Genomic DNA, 17899 nt, shown 5'->3' with positions numbered 1-17899 from the left:
ATTCGTATAATTCCAGATAAAAAAGCCAAATATACGCTTCGTTGTACCTAGCATATATTTGACCTCATTTTTTTAAACAGCTACATCTTCAGAAAATTGGCTGTTATATAATTCAGCATAGAATCCATTTTTTTCCATCAATTCATCATGATTTCCTGTCTCAACAATTTCACCGTGATTCATCACAATAATTTTGTTGGCATCTCTGATGGTAGACAATCGATGGGCGACAACAAAACTCGTCCGTCCCTTCAATAAACGACCCATGGCAGTTTGAATCAAACTTTCAGTCCTAGTATCTACACTTGAGGTAGCTTCATCCAAAATGAGAATTTCTGGATTTGCTAGAAAAGCACGAGCAATGGTAAGGAGCTGTCTTTGTCCTTGCGAGATATTGCTTGCTTCCTCATTTAAAATTGTTTGATAACCGTCTGGTAAGCGTCGAATAAATTCGTCAGCGTGAGCTGCTTTAGCTGCTCGAATGATTTCTTCTTCAGTGGCATCTTTGCGTCCATAGGCAATATTGTCAAAAATAGTGCCGGTGAACAACCACGTATCCTGCAGCACCATTGAAAAACGACTGCGCAGTTCCTCACGTGAAATATCCCGGATGTCTTTTCCATCCAATTTAATACAGCCGCCACTCACATCATAAAATCTTTCCAGCAGATTGATCAAGGTCGTTTTTCCGGCCCCTGTCGGTCCAACTATGGCAATAATATTCCCTTCCGGAACCTCTAAATTAAAATCAGTCATCAGCAAGTCTTCTGAGTCGTACCCGAATTGAACATGATCAAAAATAATTTTATTCGGAGTGCTGATCGGTGCAATGTTGGATTTTTCATCTGTCATTTCTTCCTCGTCCAACACTTCAAAAATACGTTCTGCTGAAGCAATCGTCGCTTGAATGGTATTCATCAAGTTAGCCATTTGAGTAATTGGCTGAGAAAATTGCGTTGTATATTGTAAGAATGCCTGCACGTTACCCAAAGTCATATTGCCATTTGCAACTTTGATACCTCCCAGTACCGCAACAAAGACATACCCCAAGTTTTTAATAAAGTTCATCAATGGCATAATCATCGCTGAAATAAACTGGGCCTTCCAGCCAACTTCAAAAAGAATTTCATTTTCTTTTTCGAATTCTGTGATCGACTCTTCCTCATAATTAAAAGCTTTAATGACTGTATGACCTGCATAAGTTTCCTCAATCTGGTCATTCAGCAGTCCTAAACTTTTCTGCTGGGTACTAAAAAACTTTTGTGATTTAGGCGCAACAATCATTACCACAATCAAACTCAAAGGAACAGTCAAAAGTGCAACTAATGTCAGCTGCCAGCTAATAGACAGCATCATCCACAGAACACCAACAAACGTCACTACACTGGTCAGCAGTTGAGTCAAACTCTGCTGCAACGTCCCGGAGATGTTGTCCATATCGTTGATTGCTCGAGACATGATATCCCCGTTAGAATGTGTATCATAATATTTGATGGGGACTTTATTCATTTTTTCTTTCAAATCATTTCTCAACTGATAAACAGTTTTTTGAGAGACTCTCGTCATGATTAATTGTTGAAGCAAGCCCATCAATGCAGAAACCAAAAACATGATACCAACTGAAACTAAAATCGTCTTCACTGCATCAAAATCCACCGGCAGCTCTTTGATTGGCTCGCCTTTTTGCATCATTGCAAAGCCTTTTTTAACTCCCTCAAAAATTTCTGTCGTTGCTTCACCGAGCCTTTTTGGTGCCCGTATTTGAAAGATGGTACCTACAATAGCAAAAATAAACACTGCTAACACGGCATATATTTTTGAAGACATATATTTCAGTAAACGTTTAGTCGTTCCCCAGAAATTTTTAGCTTTCTCCGGTCTGCCTGATATTCTTCCCTTAGGTCCTGGTCCGTGTGCCATTAGATTTCCTCCTCTCTCAACTGGGATTCTATGATTTCACGATAGGTTTGATTAGTTTCTTTAAGCTCTTCGTGAGTCCCTTGACCAACGATACGGCCGTCATCGATCACTAAAATCAAATCCGCATCAACCACCGTACTGATTCGCTGTGCCACGATTACCACAACTGATTCTGTGATTTCCTGTAATAACGCCTGCCGCAGCAGCTTATCGGTCTTAAAATCCAATGCAGAGAATGAATCATCAAAAACATAGACACTTGATTTTTTTACTAACGCTCTGGCGATACACAATCTTTGACGTTGCCCCCCAGAAAAGTTAGAACCATTTTGCTCAACTTTGCTGTCCAAACCTTCTTCTAATCCTTCCACAAAGGTTTTAGCCTGTGCTATTTCTAGAGCATGCCAAATTTCCTCGTCTGTGGCATCTTCTTTTCCGTATTGCATATTTTCCCGGATCGTTCCTACAAACAATTTCGCTTGCTGAGGCACAAAGCCGATACGATCTCGTAAATCTTTTTGCCGGACCTTGGTAATATCATGCCCGTCTACGAGTATCTTGCCCGATTCCACATTATAAAACCTTGGAATCAGATTCACCAGTGTGGTTTTCCCTGAGCCGGTCCCCCCGATGATAGCCACTGTCTGCCCTTGAGTTACATTGAAGTGAACATCATGCAACGCAAGCTTTTCGGCCCCTGCATAACGATAATTGATATGATCAAACGTCAGAGAAGACGCTTCAGTATCAGAAAAACTTTCCGAAGAAGTCGGATCGACTATTTCAGGAACAGATTCTAAGACTTCGTTGATACGTTTAGCAGATGCCTGACCTCTTGGAATAAAAACAAAAATCATGGTCATCATCATAAAACTCATCAAAATTTGTGTTGCATACGTCATAAACGCCAAAAGATTCCCTATTTCTAAATTACCTTCTGCAATATAATGACCGCCCACCCAGACGATACCGATATTTGTACCACTCATAATCAAGGTCACTACCGGAATCATCAACGAAATAATCGAAAATACTTTAATAGCGGTGTTGACATAATCTTTATTTGCCTTATCAAAACGTTTTGCTTCATAATTAGACCGGTTAAATGCCCGTATCACTCGGATACCTGTCAGTCCTTCACGGAAAACCAAGTTCAATTTATCCGTCTTTTTTTGCAGTGAACTAAACAAAGGAACCGCAAAGAATAAAATGATAGCAATAAATACAATTAATATCGGCAACACAAATAAAAATATTTTTGTTAGCTCAGCATCTTTCTGATAAGCTAAAAAACTTGCACCAAGTAGCGTAATCGGTGCATTAATCATGATTCTCAAAACCATTTGAGAAACCATTTGAATTTGGTTCACGTCATTGGTTGTCCGCGTTATCAAGGAAGCTGTACCAAATTTGTCAAACTGTTCATTTGTTGAGTATTCGACTTTTTGATAAATAGAGGAACGTAATTCTTTCCCCACTGTTTGCGCCTCACGAACAGCAAAAAAAGTATTTCCCACAGCAGCGATGATACTGATAACCGACACACCAATCATAATAAAACCAATTTTCCAAATGTAGTCGATGTCTCCTGTTGCTACACCATTATTGATAATATCTGATGTAAGTGTAGGCAGGTACAGATCGCTAATCACTTGAACGATCATAAATAAAATAGCACCTACCGCTGACCAAGGCGACATCTTCTTTAAAATTTTTAACATCTAGTCAACCTCCCCGTTGATTTCTACTCCATTTTTTAACCAGTCTAGTTTGCGATCAAATTCCATAATCGCCTCATCGACTCGTTGTTTAGGAGGTAATTTTTCTTTACGATAAGCCTGTACGATTGTAGAAAATAAAATGTGCAAAATCAAATGCACTAATTCTTTTAATTCTTCGTCTGACTTGATACGCAAATTGGTTGTGTCTAAATCTTTAAGGGTAATTCTGCCCGGACCTTTTTGTTTAACAGAAAATTGTTCCATCCCTTTTGGATACCGGTGCGTTCTGACATTAAATCCTTTTGACACATGACGCACAACATGATTATCCATATTCAGAAACAACTGGCGAAAATAACCTACATACTCTCCCTCCATCACTTCATGGATAAGAATTTCAAAATATTGCGAATAAGATTCAAATAAATCCCCTTTAGTCTCATCCAAAAGATGGGAAAAAGTCTCCATGCTATTTCTTCTCAAAAAATCAAAAAAATAGAGATACAAGTCTTCCATGCCATCAAAGTATTGATAAAAACTTCCTCTAGGTATGTCCGCAAGTTTAATAATATTAGAGATAGAAGCTTCTCGAATCGAATGAACCGAAAATTCTTCCTTAGCAGCAGCCAGTATTCTCGCTTTTTTTTCTTCAGGCAAACGAAAAAAAGTTTCCGTTGGCATTATTCACACCTCCTATTTATGACACATTGTCATTTTATATGACATCATGTCATATTGCAAGTCATTTGTTTCATTTTATTTTCTTGAAAATGTTGAAAAATTGTTTTTTTCAACGTATTCTTAGAGTGGATGGATTTTATAAAAGTTAATCATACATTTTTTATTCTGGCATTCTAAAGAACTTCTTAGAATTAGAATTCTTATTGATTTTTTGAGCATTATGATTTGCTGCTATATATTATTTTTGTGTTCGGTTTAAAGTTTAGTAGGCTTGGTGAGCAGAAAAACTCGTCTTATTCACTAACAAGATTAACAACTTTCTAAAAAATTTTTACACACGGAGGAAAACTAATGAAACAAAAACTTTCCCTGGCATCTTACCTCGCCGTGGGTTCTATGCTTTTCGGCCTTTTTTTCGGTGCGGGAAATCTGATTTTTCCAGTATCCATGGGTCAACTAGCTGGAAAAAACACTATCCCTGCAATGATTGGATTTATCATCACCGGTGTGGGATTACCATTTTTAGGCGTGATGGCTATCGGTTTTTCAAAAAGTACGGGACTTTATGACTTGGCTTCCAAAGTATCCCCAAAGTTTGCCGCCTTTTTCACTATTGCTCTCTATTTGACAATTGGTCCTTTTTTCGCCTTACCCAGAACGGCAACCGTCTCTTTTGAAATCGGGTTGACTCCATTTATCTCTGAAAAATGGTGGTCTTTAGGACTATTAATTTTTACAGCAGCTTTTTTCATCCTAGCTTGGTTATTTGCTCTGAGACCTTCTAAAATCATGCTGTGGATTGGAAAAATTTTAAACCCTTTGTTTTTAATTTTTTTGTCGATTTTGATCATCAGTGCCTTTATTTCGCCTATGGGAACAATTAATCATGGAATTCCTCAAGAAAATTACGCCACTCAAGCCTTTATGACTGGATTTTTAGAAGGCTATAATACGATGGATATCTTGGCTTCATTAGCTTTTGGAATTATTGTAGTCCAAGCGATTAAAAGTCTCGGTGTGAACTCTCCCCAAAAAATTGCCATCGATACATTAAAATCAGGTATTGTCACGATTATTTTGATGAGTATCATCTATGGGAGCTTGGCTTTGATTGGTGCCATGAGCTTAGGAAAGCTTGATATTGCAGAAAATGGCGGACAAGCATTGACACAGATTGCCAATTTTTATTTTGGTTCATTTGGCACTATCCTGCTGGCAATCATCGTCACACTCGCCTGTTTAAAAACAGCCATAGGTCTGATTACCGCTTGCAGTGAAACTTTTCATCAATTATTTCCTAAAATCAGCTATTTAAACTTTGTTCATTTGTTCAGCTTGACTGGCGCTCTAATTGCAAATATTGGCCTATCATCAATCATTGAATTTTCAATTCCGGTATTGATGTTCCTTTATCCGTTAGCAATCGTCTTGATTGTTTTGGCCTTTATTTCACCTTTATTCAAAAATAAGCAGATTATCATGCAAGTGACGATGTTATTTACTGGTATCGCTGCCGTCTTTGATGGTTTAAGAGCATTCTCATGGATCAATAATAGCGAACACATCCTAGCCAAACTGCTGCTTAGTCTGACACAAACAGTTGATAATCTTCTGCCCTTCTCTGAAATCAGTATGGGCTGGATAGTGCCTTCATTGATAGGGGTGGTTATTGGGATTCTTTGGAGTCTGATCCCACCAAAGCCGTCCCATAATTAAATTGGAAATGAAGTTGGATTCATTTTTTGTTTTTAAAATAACGTTTTATCAGCTTAAATTGTACTTTTTAATCCATACAATATTCTTTTGATATTTATATTAAAAAACTTATCTGAAAATTTTCAGATAAGTTTTTTATTATTACTTTTCCACATTTATCTAGCAAACCCTCATCATTCAAAGGATGTTAGGGAATTCCGACCGAAAGCTTTAAAAAATCTAAAGTTTCTAAAGTTTTATATCGGCAACCAATATAAAAATGTATATTTAGAAGAAATAATTTGATTTATCAAGGTTATAAAATAACAAATTTATTCTCTTACCAAAAAAGCTGCTTGATAAAATGGCACAAGTTGCTGGTAAGTTTCAAGCATATATTTTCTGGAAGCTTCATGATCTTTTAAGATTTTATCTTCCTTTTTGATGATACGACCAATCATAAACTCCCCTTTTTTCACGTCACGCCAGCGAATCAGAGCTTTTTCCAAATCCACTTTTTCTAATCTTTCTATCGTTTCTTTCGTATGATCCAAAGAAACAACAAAATCTTCAGATAGATTTTTGAAAGAGTCTTGATTCTCTAAAAAAAACTGAGCCATTTCTTTTTCAAACTCGGGATTATCAATAAAACTCAACCACATACCAATATATTGATTGTTGATCGTCAGCTGAAAATGAGGAAACTTTTTATAGCCCCGTTTATTTCCTCCCATGGCACTCCACGTGCTCTCAGGTGCATGAGTTGTTCGGCGACGGTGTTGTGCAATATGCAGCATTAATTTTTCACCCAATAGGGGTTCTAACTCCTCAATAAAATAATCATCCAATTCTTGAAATTTAGGCTGTATTTCTGCTCTAATCGCCGCCATCCGCTCTTCAAGTCCTGGAATCTCAAATACATCGAAACTTTTTTCAGAGAACATTGATTTATACTCCTTCTGAATAATATATATTTTACATTTTTTAATTCTGAATTCATTGAATCCAGAAATGAACACTCTTACTCTAGTAATTATAACAAATTTGTTTATACACTGGGGAGAAATAAATTATCAAATGACTCAATAGTTAAAATATCAACTCTCTATCATCACTACTTCATTCTCAAAGAAACCCGACTTCCCTTATCTAGTCAAAAATTCTTCCAACAAATAAGAAAACCTCAGGCAAATGCCTGAGGCCTCTTTCATATAGCGTTCACTATTATCTAACATCTGACATTCTAAATTCAATTCCCATTGGATTTTTATAGTATTCTGGATACATTTCTCCACCACATTTCTCGCAAGTAAACTGTGGCGCTGTAAGTGGATCTGCTCCTTCGTCGAATAGTGGTATAAGTTCTACCACATCTTTGGGAATTTCCTCCTCAATCCCACACTTTAGACAGATATAGTTGACACTGCTTTTCCCAGTCGAAGCGAACTGTTTCAAATATTTCTTCTTTTGCTTGTTTTTGCTTATTCCTGAACGTTTCTTTTTCAATTTTCGCAATTTCCTCCTCCATATAACGTCTGGCATCCTTATTCTTCGCATATTTGATTGTCAGGTGTCCCTTTTGGGACACACTCATCCCCATGTACTCGTAATAGTTGCCACAACAGGAACATTTCAAAGGATTTTCTCCAAAAATTTCGTCTATTCTTTTATCCCATGTTTTCGTTCTTATTAGCTTTTGGGCATTCACTAAAAGTTTTTCCACCTTTTCCTGATAGATCTCCAGCATTTTTTTCTTAAGAGTCTTTATTCGACGGCTATAAACGCCGTACCTGCGAATCATTTTAAATTGCTCATCAGGAATATGCCGAATAAGAGCCCCTATAAACTCTTTGGTCCCCATTATTTTGGTTTCTTTAGTATTTGTCCGCTTATCATGATAAGTAAACATGACAGTTTCCCCGTCATACATTCGGATCCTGTTCACCGCAATAGGCCCACGATTCATATAACGACTAATATAGAGAAGTAGCCCTTTTAACTTAGTTCTGCTCCTTTTGGGAGCATGAACATAAAAACCATCTGCATTCTTTTTATACGCATTTTGAAGTAAATGTTGAACGTCTCTTTTCTCTCTCCGATTCAACACGCGGCGGATCAACTTTAAGACCGCATTTTGCCAGTACTTTCGTAACATGGCATAGGGAAGATAATCATAGGTTTCCCAACGTCCATCTTTCGTCACACCTCCCATTGTAACCACCATATGGACATGAGGGTTGAATTCAAGCTGTGAACCAAAGGTATGAAGAGCAGCGATAATCCCCGGCTGAATCCGCTTCTTTTTAAAGTAGGACAACATGATGCCTGCCGCTTCGTCCATTAGACCTTTCAACAATTTTTCTCGATGATATTTTAAGAAGATGGTTCGCAGGCCTTCATCAATGGTGAAGATGACATGGCGATGGATGACATGATAAAGATCTTGATCTAGTAATTCACTCCACTTTTGACTTTCTCCGACCGAACAGGTCGGGCAAAATCTTCCTTTACACCTAAAAGGGACTAACTTAGTATCATGGCATCCCTCACAAACAAACAATTTAAAACCTTTAGTGATATCTCCACAATCACGAAATTTTTCTACTTCCTTTACAGCAACTTTTCTTATACGCTTTTTATTTTCTTCCACAAATTCATTCCAGTTATTGAACTTATCGAAAAAAATAGCATGTAAAATATTTTGCTTCATACCTATATTCTACCAATTTTTAAGAGAAATAAAAATAGAGAAAACATTGTCATTTCAACATTTTCTCTATCTCTGATTTTATACTTTCTTATTAGTTTGAAAAAAGTCGGAGCGAAAATTCGCTCCGACTTTTCAGAATTAGATAATGCTAAATCTCTTTGCTGGTATAGTATTGATAAAAAACTCATTAAATCATCACAAACTACAATGCAATCAGCAAATCTTTAAACTTTCGTGACCTTGATTAAATCGAAAATATCTTGAAATTTTACCGGATTCACATGTCCTGTCTTTTCTTCCATAGTATTTAGCATTCCCAGAGTCATTGACGTTTTCAGAATGTCTTCAATGGCAAGCTCTTTTGAAAGTCCTATTGCCAGCCCACCCACTGAGGCATCACCGCTGCCAACTGGGTTGACAACTTTGATTTTAGGAATAACCACATCATAATAGGCATCCTCAAATTTAACAAATGCCCCTTTAGCACCTAAAGAAATTACGATTAATGGAATGTCTGCAAATAATTCATTGGATAATATCCCTTTGATGTCTTCCACGTTATCTTCATCAATTGTCTCATGGACGATACCTTGAATTTCTTCCAAGTTAGGTTTGATGGCATACGGTTTATTGCCGGAAGTTAAAACTGTTGCCAAGGTACTGCCAGAAGTATCCAAAATAACTTTTTTCCCTGCTTCATGAGTTTTTCTAATAATATCGATATAAACTTCAGGAGAAATTCCTTCGGGCAAACTGCCGGAAATGGTGACCACATTAGCATCGTCTAGCAGTTGGCTAAATTGTTTTAAAAATCCTGCCCCTTCTTCTGCTGAAATCACAGGACCTTTTTCTAAAACTTCAGTCTGTTTCCCATTGTCATGCAAAATAGCGATACAGTTACGCGTTTCCCCGCTGATAGGATAAAAATTTCCAGCGATACCTTCACTGCTCAACTTATCTTCGATGTATCTGCCTAAGGCTCCGCCTAGTAATCCGGTAGCCGTCACTTGATGTCCCATTTGATGAATCACCCGTGTGACATTCAGGCCTTTTCCTCCAGCCGTTTTACTATAATTCTCACATCTGTTCACCGTATCGATTTTAAGTTGCTCTAGTTTATATGAAATATCCACAGACGGGTTCATTGTTACTGTTAAAATCATTCCTACAGCTCCTAACCTAATTTCCCATGCCAAGATTGGGCGGTACGGTACAATACTTCGTTTAATTCTTCAATGTTTCTTTTCCCTTGAGTCTGCAACCATTTTCTGGCGGCTTCTTCTCCTTCTTTGGCAAATGTTGCAACACCATCTTTCCATGTTGCTCTTCCACATAAAACACCATTAAATGAGGAGCCGGCCTCAGCTGCAAAAACTAATGTCTCTTGAAACAACTCTGCACTCACACCTGCACTTAAAAAGATGAACGGCAGATCAGTTTTTTCGCTTTGTTCTTTAAAAAAGCTTAAAGCTTCTTCTCGAGAATGAACAATCGTATCATTGTTTTCTGCAAAGCCTTCTACATAATTCATATTGACTGGCACTTCCACTTTCAAAACATCGACGTGATATCTTTCTTTAGAAAATTCCACCATCATTTCATTCACTTTGTGAGGTTTTACTTTAGCAAACGCCACACTTGAATTATCCGCAATTTGTGCGTCATAGGAAAGCAGTTCTAAATAAAACGGGATGTCTTCTGCCACACATTCAGAGCCGATTCGCTCTACAAATGCATGTTTTCGATCATTAACAGCTTCTGATTCATCCACGTCATAATACAGTAAAAACTTAACTGCATCCGCCCCTTTTTCCTTGATTCGACGCACCGACATGTCAGTGATTAAATCAGGGAAACGCCCGGGTTCAGTAGCGTCGTAGCCCGTCTGTTCATAAGCCAGCAAAAGTCCTGCTTTTTCATCTTTGACCTTTGCTGCCGGCAAGCCGTATTCTGGATCAAGCAAGATGGAGGACGCATAGGGGGTCAATTCTTCTGAAACTAGTTCCTTAAATTTTACAACTGCTTCATCTATGTCTCCGCTATATTCTTCCTTTTGCAGCATCTTTCTTAAAGCCCCGCGCTGGTCGATTGCCAAGGCTGCAATAACACCTTGTTCTGTAGATAATTGGTTCATAAATTTTTTCTTTTGTTCAGTCAATACTTTCATGAATATCCTCCTTTAATGCTAAGTCAACAATTTTATAGTTCGTATAATGCTAGATCAACAATTTTATAATTCGTGGATAGTAACGCCTTTAACTACTCTGTTTACTGTTCCTGTCGGCGATGGTGTATCTGGTTTATTTCCCACTTTTATAGCAGTCAAAAGCGCAAAAATCTGGGCAATCATCACAAACGGCAGCGCAGCATACCCATCCGGCAATAGTTTATCGGAGATTAACTCCAGACTCTCACCATCAAAAGAAGCTTTATTTTGAGCGATGGCAACCGTGTTTACAGCAATACCATTACCTTTTATTTCATCTAAAATATCTCTATCATATTGCTGTGTATATGGGTCATTACTGATAAAAGTAAACACGATCGTTTTTTCATTGACAAATGATTTAGGTCCATGACGGAAGCCCATAGAGGAATCAAATGCAGTGGTAACTTTTCCAGCTGTCAATTCCAACAATTTTAATTGTGCCTCTCTCGTTAATGCAGACAAACTCCCCGAGCCTAAATAGACGACCCTGTCAAATTCGTGATCCACTAAATGCTGTATTTTTTCTTCTAATTCGACGGCCTGATGTCCCATAGCGACCATCGTATCAATAAACACTTTTTTCTCTGTATGCTCCTTATCAAACGTCAACAAAGCTGTCAATGTCATACATGAAAAGCTTCCAGTCATGGCAAATCCCTTATCATTTGATAATGCCGGCATCAATAACAAGAAGGATTTTGAAGATAGACGGCTATCATTAGCCAGTTGTCCCTCAGGTGCACAGGTGATGATCAAGTGCCTCAAATCTTTGACAATTTTATCTGCCAATCTGATGGCAGCCACACTTTCCGGACTATTGCCGCTTCTGGCAAATGACACTAGCACTGTCGGCTCATCTTCTTTCAAAAAACTATGGGGAGCTGAAACGATATCCGTGGTTGGGATAGCTTCGAACTGATATCTTTTAGTATCACCAAATCGAATCAAGTGTGGCTTTACCACATCTCCTACATAAGCAGATGTTCCCGCTCCAGTAAAAATTATTCTGATTTTCTTTGACACTTTATCTTCAAATTCTTTTAAAAATAGGTTTAGTTTCTCCCGGTGATTTTCATAAATTTCATAGGTCTCTTCCCATAATTCGGGTTGTTGTTTGATTTCTTTCGCTGTAATTTTCCCGCCCACTTCATTTAATTGTTCTTCCGTCCATTTCAACATGAGATTGTCTCCTTCTTTCTAAAGTCTATTATGTAGTATTTTATATCTAAATTGATCTGCCCGAGCCACACTGAGAGTATACTCAATCACTTCATTAGAAATATTATAAGTTTTTCTAATCAAATTCAGACTCGCAGCACCTTCTGGAATATCCAATTGCTTTGCATCTTTCGCATTCACTAGGCTAGCATAAAACTCTTCTTCAGCATATTTGATTTTTTCTTTATAATCTTCGCTAAAAATATCGTACATGGGTTTTTGTTCCAGTCTATCCGGTGTTAGATCGGCAAATTTCTTATATGGTAAATATGAACGTTCTAACATCATGGGTTGACCATCAGCTAACCTCAAACGCTTTATTTTTATGATTTTTTCCCCTTTGTAAATATCTAAATTAGTACTAAAATATTTATTGGCTTCCCTTATTTCAAATTCTAAAATTTTTGTTTGAGGATTTTTCCCCAATGATTTCATCTGTTCTGTAAAACTGTATGTCCCCGTCAAGTTTAAAATACTGTCGGATACACTGGAAACAAACGTGCCTTTCCCATGTTTTCTGTAAATATATCCCAAATGTTCCAACTCTTGCATAGCCAGCCGGACCGTTGTGCGGCTGACACCATAAATTTCAGCTAACTCCCTTTCAGATGGGAGTAAATCATGGGGTTTGAGTTCATTCTCAATCGTTTCCCGTATGGTGTCCACTAGCTTTCCATATAAAGATTGTTTTGTATTTTTCATATTTACCCTCCTCTCAGATAATACCAACTGGTTACAACCACTTATATTATTGCCCATTTCTTCTTGAAAGTCAAATCTTTTTAAAGAATTCAAATGATTATTTTTGTCTTTTATTCAAATGCATTGAAACTTTTTCATACTAAAAATCCAGAAGAACAAGTCTTCTGGATAATAATATTTTTAACTAAATTCATTGCCAAATGATTATGGCCAAATTGACGGCCAGACCCCGAAACCAGAACCGATTAATCCAATAACTAAAATCAGACCGATACATTTCAAAGGTGTCCATCCACGTTTTGTCAACAAGAAGTAAAGCATAACGGTAATCATTAGCGGAATAGCCTGCGGTAAAATACCGTCAAGAATTTCCTGAATATCAACGAATACTTCTTTTTCCTGATATTGATTGAAGATTACTTCATAGTCACCACTATCCAACACTGTTACGCCGGCACCATCTTGGAATTCATCTGTAAGCGCCCCATCATCGTTTGTTTTATAAAGGAACTCATCGTATTTTGATACATCTTGTTCAGAAGCAACGATTGTTGTCACTTGTCTGACTTCATTTGTTGTGCCATTAGGAATTTGCACATCCAGTTTTGTCGCACCATACACAGAGATAAGGGCACCTACCACAAAAATACCTAAGATACTAGCTGCCCGAGTGAATTCCTTAGCATTTTCTGTCAAAATACCAATAGCATTTGTTCCCAGTTTATAGGACCATTTCATTAAGAAAATACGAACTGCAAACTGAGCGATGTTAAAAATCAAAAGGAAAATAAATGGTGCAGCAATATTGCCGTTGATCGCCATATTAGATGTAATTCCCGCAGTTATCGGCACGAGAGTAAACCAGAAAAGAGCATCCCCGATACCGCCCAAAGGTCCCATTGCTGCGACCCTTACCGCACGAATCGTTGGTATATCCGCTTTATTCTGTTCCATCGAAAGAACAATCCCCATCACAAAAGTCACTAGAAACGGGTGTGTGTTAAAAAACTCTAAGTTATGGCTCATAGATGCCGCTAAGTCATCTTTATCTTTATGGATTTTCTTCAATCCAGGCAATATGCCATACAACCATCCGCCAGACTGCATTCTTTCATAGTTGAATGATGCTTGTAAAAAGAGTGAGCGCCAAACCATCTTATTTAGTGTCTTATCGTCAAGCTGTTCAGCTGGTGTTAAATCTTTATAAGTTTCAGGGATATTATATGCCATCTTCTTCTCCTCCTTCACCACTGCTTACAGCAGACGTTTTAAATTTAGTTTGGATTTGGAAATCCCAATAAGCGATTGCAAAACCGATAAAGGCTAAAATAATCAACGCTGGTCCGCTTAAAGCAGGAGAAGCCATGATAATCGTTGCCAAGCCAAAACCAGCCAATAAAAAGCCCCATAAATCTTTTGAAAGCATCACTTTCATCAAAATAGCAAACCCTACATAACGCATCATACCTCCGGCAGCACCTAAACCACTCATCAGCCACTCTGGTATCACAGCGACGACTTGAGCACCGAAAGCAGCACCTCCGATAAAGAACAATGTAACAATAATTCCAAAAATCAATCCCAATAATCCCATTGCTAAATAGTTGATACGTTCAATACCTTTTGTGTTTGCTTCATGAGCATAATTATCTGCTACCGTCATCATAGGTGACATCAGTGAGAAAATCAGAGTGACGGCATACTGTCCAAGAATGGAAAATGGAATCGCCGTTGCAACTGCTGCTGTCGGTTCAAGATCAAGTGTGATTGCTAAAACCGTTGCCATGATTCCTCCGATTACAGCATTTGGCGGTTGCGCTCCTCCCACTGGCATATTTCCTATAGTCATCAGCTGGTACGTCCCGCCGACGACCAATCCCGTCTGAACATCTCCTAAAATTAATCCAATAACTAATCCCGTAACAATTGGTTGATAAAGTGATTCCAAGAAACTAAACTGGTCAATTGCAACAATAAAAGTAACAATAAAAATCAGCAGTACTTGTAAAATTGAATAATCCATTGTTTCTCCTCCTATTTACTATACAATTTAGACACATTTTCCGGTGCGATTGACGGCACACGCTGAATCTCCAAAGTCACCCCTGAAGCTTCCAGTTTTTTGAATGCTGCCACATCTGCATCATCGACCGCTACCGTTGTTGCTACCTGTCTCTTCCCCTCGGACATGTGCATATTGCCGATGTTAACTTTTCTTATTTCCACACCTCCTTCCACTAGTCTCAAAGCATCTTGCGGACTGTCAACAATAATAAATATCTTTTGACGATCAGCCGCCTTATGAATAATATCGATTGTTTTTTGAATTGAAAAATATCTAGTAGCGACCCCCGTCGGTGCTGCCATATCCATCAGTCCTTGTCGTATCTTATCTTTGGAAACCTTATCATTTGCTACAAGGATAAGATTTGCACCGATAGAACTTGTCCACTGAGTGGCGACCTGCCCATGTATCAGTCGATTATCAATTCGGGTCAACAAAATATTGGCCATGATTTCTCCTCCATTAATTTAATATTTTTGATATTGCATATCTGGAAACTTCCATGATTTGACCAGACTTTACTTTAATATCTACTGTCTCTTTATTAATTGCTGCTATTTCTCCATAGATCGCATTCAAAAAAAGCACCTTTTTACCAACTCGTAAATTTTCATGAAGTGACTTATAATATTTTTTTTGCTTTTTCATATTTCTAAAATTAAATAAATAAACAATTCCAATTGTTGCAATGATGATCACAATTAAAACAATAGATGAATATAATACATTTTCCCACATACTTAGATACCATCTTCCTCAGCAAATTCGTCTTTCCTACGAATTTCTCCTTTTGAAACTCCTGCTCGACCAGTCTCTATCAACTTTTCAATAATTTCTTCTATGTTACTGTTTCCCAAACGACTCCCCGCAAACTCTAGCAGCACAGGTAGATTGGTACCAGAAAGCACCTCCACTTTTTCAAACTTCTCCTTTACAAGCATTGAGATATTAAAAGGTGTCCCTCCCAATAAGTCTGTCATGATAATGATCTCAGAACATTCCTTCTGCATGCTTTCAATAGAAGCAATCAACTGGTTTTCATACTCTTCCAACGAACTCTGCTCAAGAAAAGGTATCGCTTTAATTTCTGCTTGACTTCCAGCAATCATCTCAAGGCCATCCAACATACCTAAAGAAAAATCTCCATGCCCTGTGATGACACATCCAATCATAAAAATCCCCCTCTCACTTAATAGGTCATAATAACCATCTGGTTACAATCACTTATAATATATCTTGTTTTTGTGTCAACAATTTTTATTTAAAAAAATCTGTCCTGTCTTTTTTGAACAGAAATGATAACAGTCGAAATCAATGAACTACTAAAAGCAAATTTTTTTAATCCTTCAGTCCAATCACTTTGATATTTTTTGTTATTTATTATATGTATATAAAATCAGATGTTTGTATACATTATTCTAAAAACAATAAAAAATCATAAGTTTTAAAAAGATTTATTGAACATTTTAATAAAAAACCTGTGATAAAAAAAAGATTCCATGATATAATATGTATATCATTGGTATAAATATCAAAAAAAGATATAAAAATAGAATTTTTTTTATTATTGAGGAGGATGCTTATGAAAAGAAAAAGAAAATTCAGCGTTTTACTTTTGTTAGTATTGTTATTTTATATGCTTACACCCAACATAAGTTTAGCAACTGATACTGATAGTCAGAGAGAGACTAAATTGACTATTACACACATCGAATACGACAAACTAACGCAAAAAGAAAAAGAAAGTGTTACTTTAGACAAGTCTGAAACACTAGAAATCAAAAATACCACAGACAAAGACATGCACTTAACAGTCGTTTATAGCAAAATGGAAAGTCCTAAAAAAAAGACAGACAATACAACTTTACAGAAGCTGCTCCCAAAAACTGGAGCGAAGAAAACCTTTAGTATTTTGATTGGCATAGTATTCATATCTTTCAGTCTGCTGATTTTAATCAAAAGAAAACAACTAGGAAAATCTAAATTCTTTATATTTTTATTGCTGCTGGGGACAGGCCTTATTTTTCCAAATTTAAATGTCAGGTTTTCTGCAGATACCGATTACTTGCTGGATACTGAGGCTATTACACTGAACAAAGACGAAAAATTTATCTACAACATCCCAAAAATTGAAGGCTATGAAAAAATTGGTCATATCTTAAATCAAGACACTGAAGATCAAACTGTTCCCCCTACTCCTATTAAACAAATGGGAGAGGTGAAAGTAAACTATCTCGATACAGCAGGCAAACCAATATATGACTCCTCTCTACTTAAAGGAGAAGTGGGTGAACTCTACCAAACGGAACAAAAAGAATTCCCTGGGTATAAATTTGTTGAAGTCAAAGGAGCTCCCGCCTCTGGCGAGTTTAAACCAGAAAATCAAACGGTCACCTATGTCTATCAACAACAAGGTACTGTCACTGTCCGTTATGTGGACACGGAAGACAAAGAGCTTACTAAACCAATCACTTTGACCGGTGGTGTGAACGAACCTTATGACACAGCACAAAAAGAATTCTCTGGGTATAAATTTGTTGAAGTCAAAGGGGCACCAGCTGCGGGCGAGTTTAAACCAGAAAGTCAAACCGTCACCTATGTCTATCAACAACAAGGTACCGTCACTGTCCGTTATGTGGACACGAACGATAAAGAGCTTGCAAAACCAGTCACTTTGACCGGTGGTGTGAACGAACCGTATCAAACTGAACCAGAAGAAATCTCCGGATATAAATTTGTTGAAGTCAAAGGGGCACCAGCTGCGGGCGAGTTTAAACCAGAAAGTCAAACCGTCACCTATGTCTATCAACAACAAGGTACCGTCACTGTCCGCTATGTGGACACGGACGATAAAGAGCTTGCAAAACCAGTCACTTTGACCGGTGGTGTGAACGAACCGTATCAAACTGAACCAGAAGAAATCTCCGGATATAAATTTGTTGAAGTCAAAGGGGCACCAGCTGCGGGCGAGTTTAAAC

Annotated in this window: 17 protein-coding genes; 2 read left to right on the top strand and 15 right to left on the bottom strand. The window is 37.6% G+C overall.

All coding sequences use genetic code 11. The annotated features are described in order from the left end of the window. Positions 1-72: 72 nt before the first annotated feature. The 3 genes from CBF29_RS04925 to CBF29_RS04915 are packed head-to-tail and all read right to left on the bottom strand — an operon-like array spanning position 73 to position 4322. Positions 73-1920, bottom strand: coding sequence for an ABC transporter ATP-binding protein (locus CBF29_RS04925; protein WP_126807995.1), 1848 nt, complete (start codon positions 1918-1920; stop codon positions 73-75). Next, positions 1920-3641 carry an ABC transporter ATP-binding protein gene (locus CBF29_RS04920; RefSeq protein ID WP_126807993.1) on the bottom strand — a complete coding sequence of 574 codons (1722 nt, stop codon included), beginning with the start codon at positions 3639-3641 and terminating at the stop codon, positions 1920-1922. The genes CBF29_RS04925 and CBF29_RS04920 overlap by 1 nt, the downstream gene beginning before the upstream one ends. Continuing rightward, a complete protein-coding gene (locus tag CBF29_RS04915; RefSeq protein WP_126807991.1) occupies positions 3642-4322 on the bottom strand; it encodes a TetR/AcrR family transcriptional regulator in 681 nt (226 codons plus the stop codon). A gap of 351 nt (positions 4323-4673) precedes the next feature. Here CBF29_RS04915 and brnQ point away from each other — a divergent pair, with 351 nt between their 5' ends. Beyond that, positions 4674-6038, top strand: a complete 1365-nt coding sequence (gene brnQ / locus CBF29_RS04910) for a branched-chain amino acid transport system II carrier protein (protein WP_126807989.1) — start codon at positions 4674-4676, stop codon at positions 6036-6038. A gap of 311 nt (positions 6039-6349) precedes the next feature. On the opposite strand, the gene CBF29_RS04905 is transcribed toward brnQ, so the two are convergent. From CBF29_RS04905 to CBF29_RS04850, 12 genes are all read right to left on the bottom strand, one after another. After that, entirely contained in the window at positions 6350-6961 is a 612-nt protein-coding gene (locus CBF29_RS04905) for a DUF1054 domain-containing protein (protein ID WP_126807987.1), read from the bottom strand. Positions 6962-7241: 280 nt separating this feature from the next. Then, positions 7242-7388 (bottom strand): hypothetical protein, encoded by a 147-nt coding sequence (locus CBF29_RS13950; protein WP_245987275.1) that lies wholly within the window; start codon positions 7386-7388, stop codon positions 7242-7244. 19 nt (positions 7389-7407) lie between these two features. Beyond that, positions 7408-8727, bottom strand: a complete 1320-nt coding sequence (locus CBF29_RS04895; RefSeq protein WP_126807983.1) for an IS91 family transposase — start codon at positions 8725-8727, stop codon at positions 7408-7410. Positions 8728-8951: 224 nt separating this feature from the next. Further along, positions 8952-9890 carry a hexose kinase gene (locus CBF29_RS04890; RefSeq protein WP_126807981.1) on the bottom strand — a complete coding sequence of 313 codons (939 nt, stop codon included), beginning with the start codon at positions 9888-9890 and terminating at the stop codon, positions 8952-8954. Positions 9891-9901: 11 nt separating this feature from the next. After that, a complete protein-coding gene (lacD, locus tag CBF29_RS04885; RefSeq protein ID WP_126807978.1) occupies positions 9902-10894 on the bottom strand; it encodes a tagatose-bisphosphate aldolase in 993 nt (330 codons plus the stop codon). 63 nt (positions 10895-10957) lie between these two features. Continuing rightward, a complete protein-coding gene (locus CBF29_RS04880) occupies positions 10958-12115 on the bottom strand; it encodes an SIS domain-containing protein (RefSeq protein WP_126807976.1) in 1158 nt (385 codons plus the stop codon). 18 nt (positions 12116-12133) lie between these two features. Beyond that, positions 12134-12856: a GntR family transcriptional regulator gene (locus tag CBF29_RS04875; RefSeq protein WP_126807973.1), complete on the bottom strand. Its 723-nt coding sequence runs from the start codon at positions 12854-12856 to the stop codon at positions 12134-12136. A gap of 204 nt (positions 12857-13060) precedes the next feature. Beyond that, on the bottom strand, positions 13061-14086 hold the full coding sequence (locus CBF29_RS04870) for a PTS system mannose/fructose/sorbose family transporter subunit IID (RefSeq protein ID WP_126807971.1): 1026 nt from the start codon (positions 14084-14086) through the stop codon (positions 13061-13063). Further along, positions 14076-14879: a PTS mannose/fructose/sorbose/N-acetylgalactosamine transporter subunit IIC gene (locus CBF29_RS04865; protein ID WP_126807969.1), complete on the bottom strand. Its 804-nt coding sequence runs from the start codon at positions 14877-14879 to the stop codon at positions 14076-14078. The genes CBF29_RS04870 and CBF29_RS04865 overlap by 11 nt, the downstream gene beginning before the upstream one ends. An 11-nt stretch (positions 14880-14890) precedes the next feature. Further along, the gene (gene agaB, locus CBF29_RS04860; protein WP_126807967.1) at positions 14891-15370 is read right to left on the bottom strand and encodes a PTS galactosamine transporter subunit IIB; all 480 of its coding nucleotides are present in this window, start codon (positions 15368-15370) and stop codon (positions 14891-14893) included. A 13-nt stretch (positions 15371-15383) separates the two neighbouring features. Next, a complete protein-coding gene (gene yajC / locus CBF29_RS04855) occupies positions 15384-15659 on the bottom strand; it encodes a preprotein translocase subunit YajC (RefSeq protein WP_126807965.1) in 276 nt (91 codons plus the stop codon). A gap of 2 nt (positions 15660-15661) precedes the next feature. Further along, positions 15662-16093: a PTS sugar transporter subunit IIA gene (locus tag CBF29_RS04850; protein WP_126807963.1), complete on the bottom strand. Its 432-nt coding sequence runs from the start codon at positions 16091-16093 to the stop codon at positions 15662-15664. Between the two features lie 410 nt (positions 16094-16503). On the opposite strand from CBF29_RS04850, the gene CBF29_RS04845 reads away from it, so the two are divergent. After that, on the top strand, positions 16504-17899 hold a 1396-nt coding region (locus tag CBF29_RS04845), incomplete at its 3' end, for a MucBP domain-containing protein (RefSeq protein WP_170169995.1).

This window comes from Vagococcus elongatus, from assembly GCF_003987645.1.
Classification (GTDB): Bacteria; Bacillota; Bacilli; order Lactobacillales; family Vagococcaceae; genus Vagococcus_A; species Vagococcus_A elongatus.
The sequence above is the reverse complement of the archived record's forward strand: the minus strand, read 5'-3'. Positions and strand labels throughout refer to the sequence as shown.

Coding starts and splice junctions, on each gene's coding strand:
- CBF29_RS04925 (WP_126807995.1), bottom strand. CDS start 1,920: ATGGCACACGGACCAGGACCTAAGGGAAGAATATCAGGCAGACCGGAG.
- CBF29_RS04920 (WP_126807993.1), bottom strand. CDS start 3,641: ATGTTAAAAATTTTAAAGAAGATGTCGCCTTGGTCAGCGGTAGGTGCT.
- CBF29_RS04915 (WP_126807991.1), bottom strand. CDS start 4,322: ATGCCAACGGAAACTTTTTTTCGTTTGCCTGAAGAAAAAAAAGCGAGA.
- brnQ (WP_126807989.1), top strand. CDS start 4,674: ATGAAACAAAAACTTTCCCTGGCATCTTACCTCGCCGTGGGTTCTATG.
- CBF29_RS04905 (WP_126807987.1), bottom strand. CDS start 6,961: ATGTTCTCTGAAAAAAGTTTCGATGTATTTGAGATTCCAGGACTTGAA.
- CBF29_RS04895 (WP_126807983.1), bottom strand. CDS start 8,727: ATGAAGCAAAATATTTTACATGCTATTTTTTTCGATAAGTTCAATAAC.
- CBF29_RS04890 (WP_126807981.1), bottom strand. CDS start 9,890: ATGATTTTAACAGTAACAATGAACCCGTCTGTGGATATTTCATATAAA.
- lacD (WP_126807978.1), bottom strand. CDS start 10,894: ATGAAAGTATTGACTGAACAAAAGAAAAAATTTATGAACCAATTATCT.
- CBF29_RS04880 (WP_126807976.1), bottom strand. CDS start 12,115: ATGTTGAAATGGACGGAAGAACAATTAAATGAAGTGGGCGGGAAAATT.
- CBF29_RS04875 (WP_126807973.1), bottom strand. CDS start 12,856: ATGAAAAATACAAAACAATCTTTATATGGAAAGCTAGTGGACACCATA.
- CBF29_RS04870 (WP_126807971.1), bottom strand. CDS start 14,086: ATGGCATATAATATCCCTGAAACTTATAAAGATTTAACACCAGCTGAA.
- CBF29_RS04865 (WP_126807969.1), bottom strand. CDS start 14,879: ATGGATTATTCAATTTTACAAGTACTGCTGATTTTTATTGTTACTTTT.
- agaB (WP_126807967.1), bottom strand. CDS start 15,370: ATGGCCAATATTTTGTTGACCCGAATTGATAATCGACTGATACATGGG.
- yajC (WP_126807965.1), bottom strand. CDS start 15,659: ATGTGGGAAAATGTATTATATTCATCTATTGTTTTAATTGTGATCATC.
- CBF29_RS04850 (WP_126807963.1), bottom strand. CDS start 16,093: ATGATTGGATGTGTCATCACAGGGCATGGAGATTTTTCTTTAGGTATG.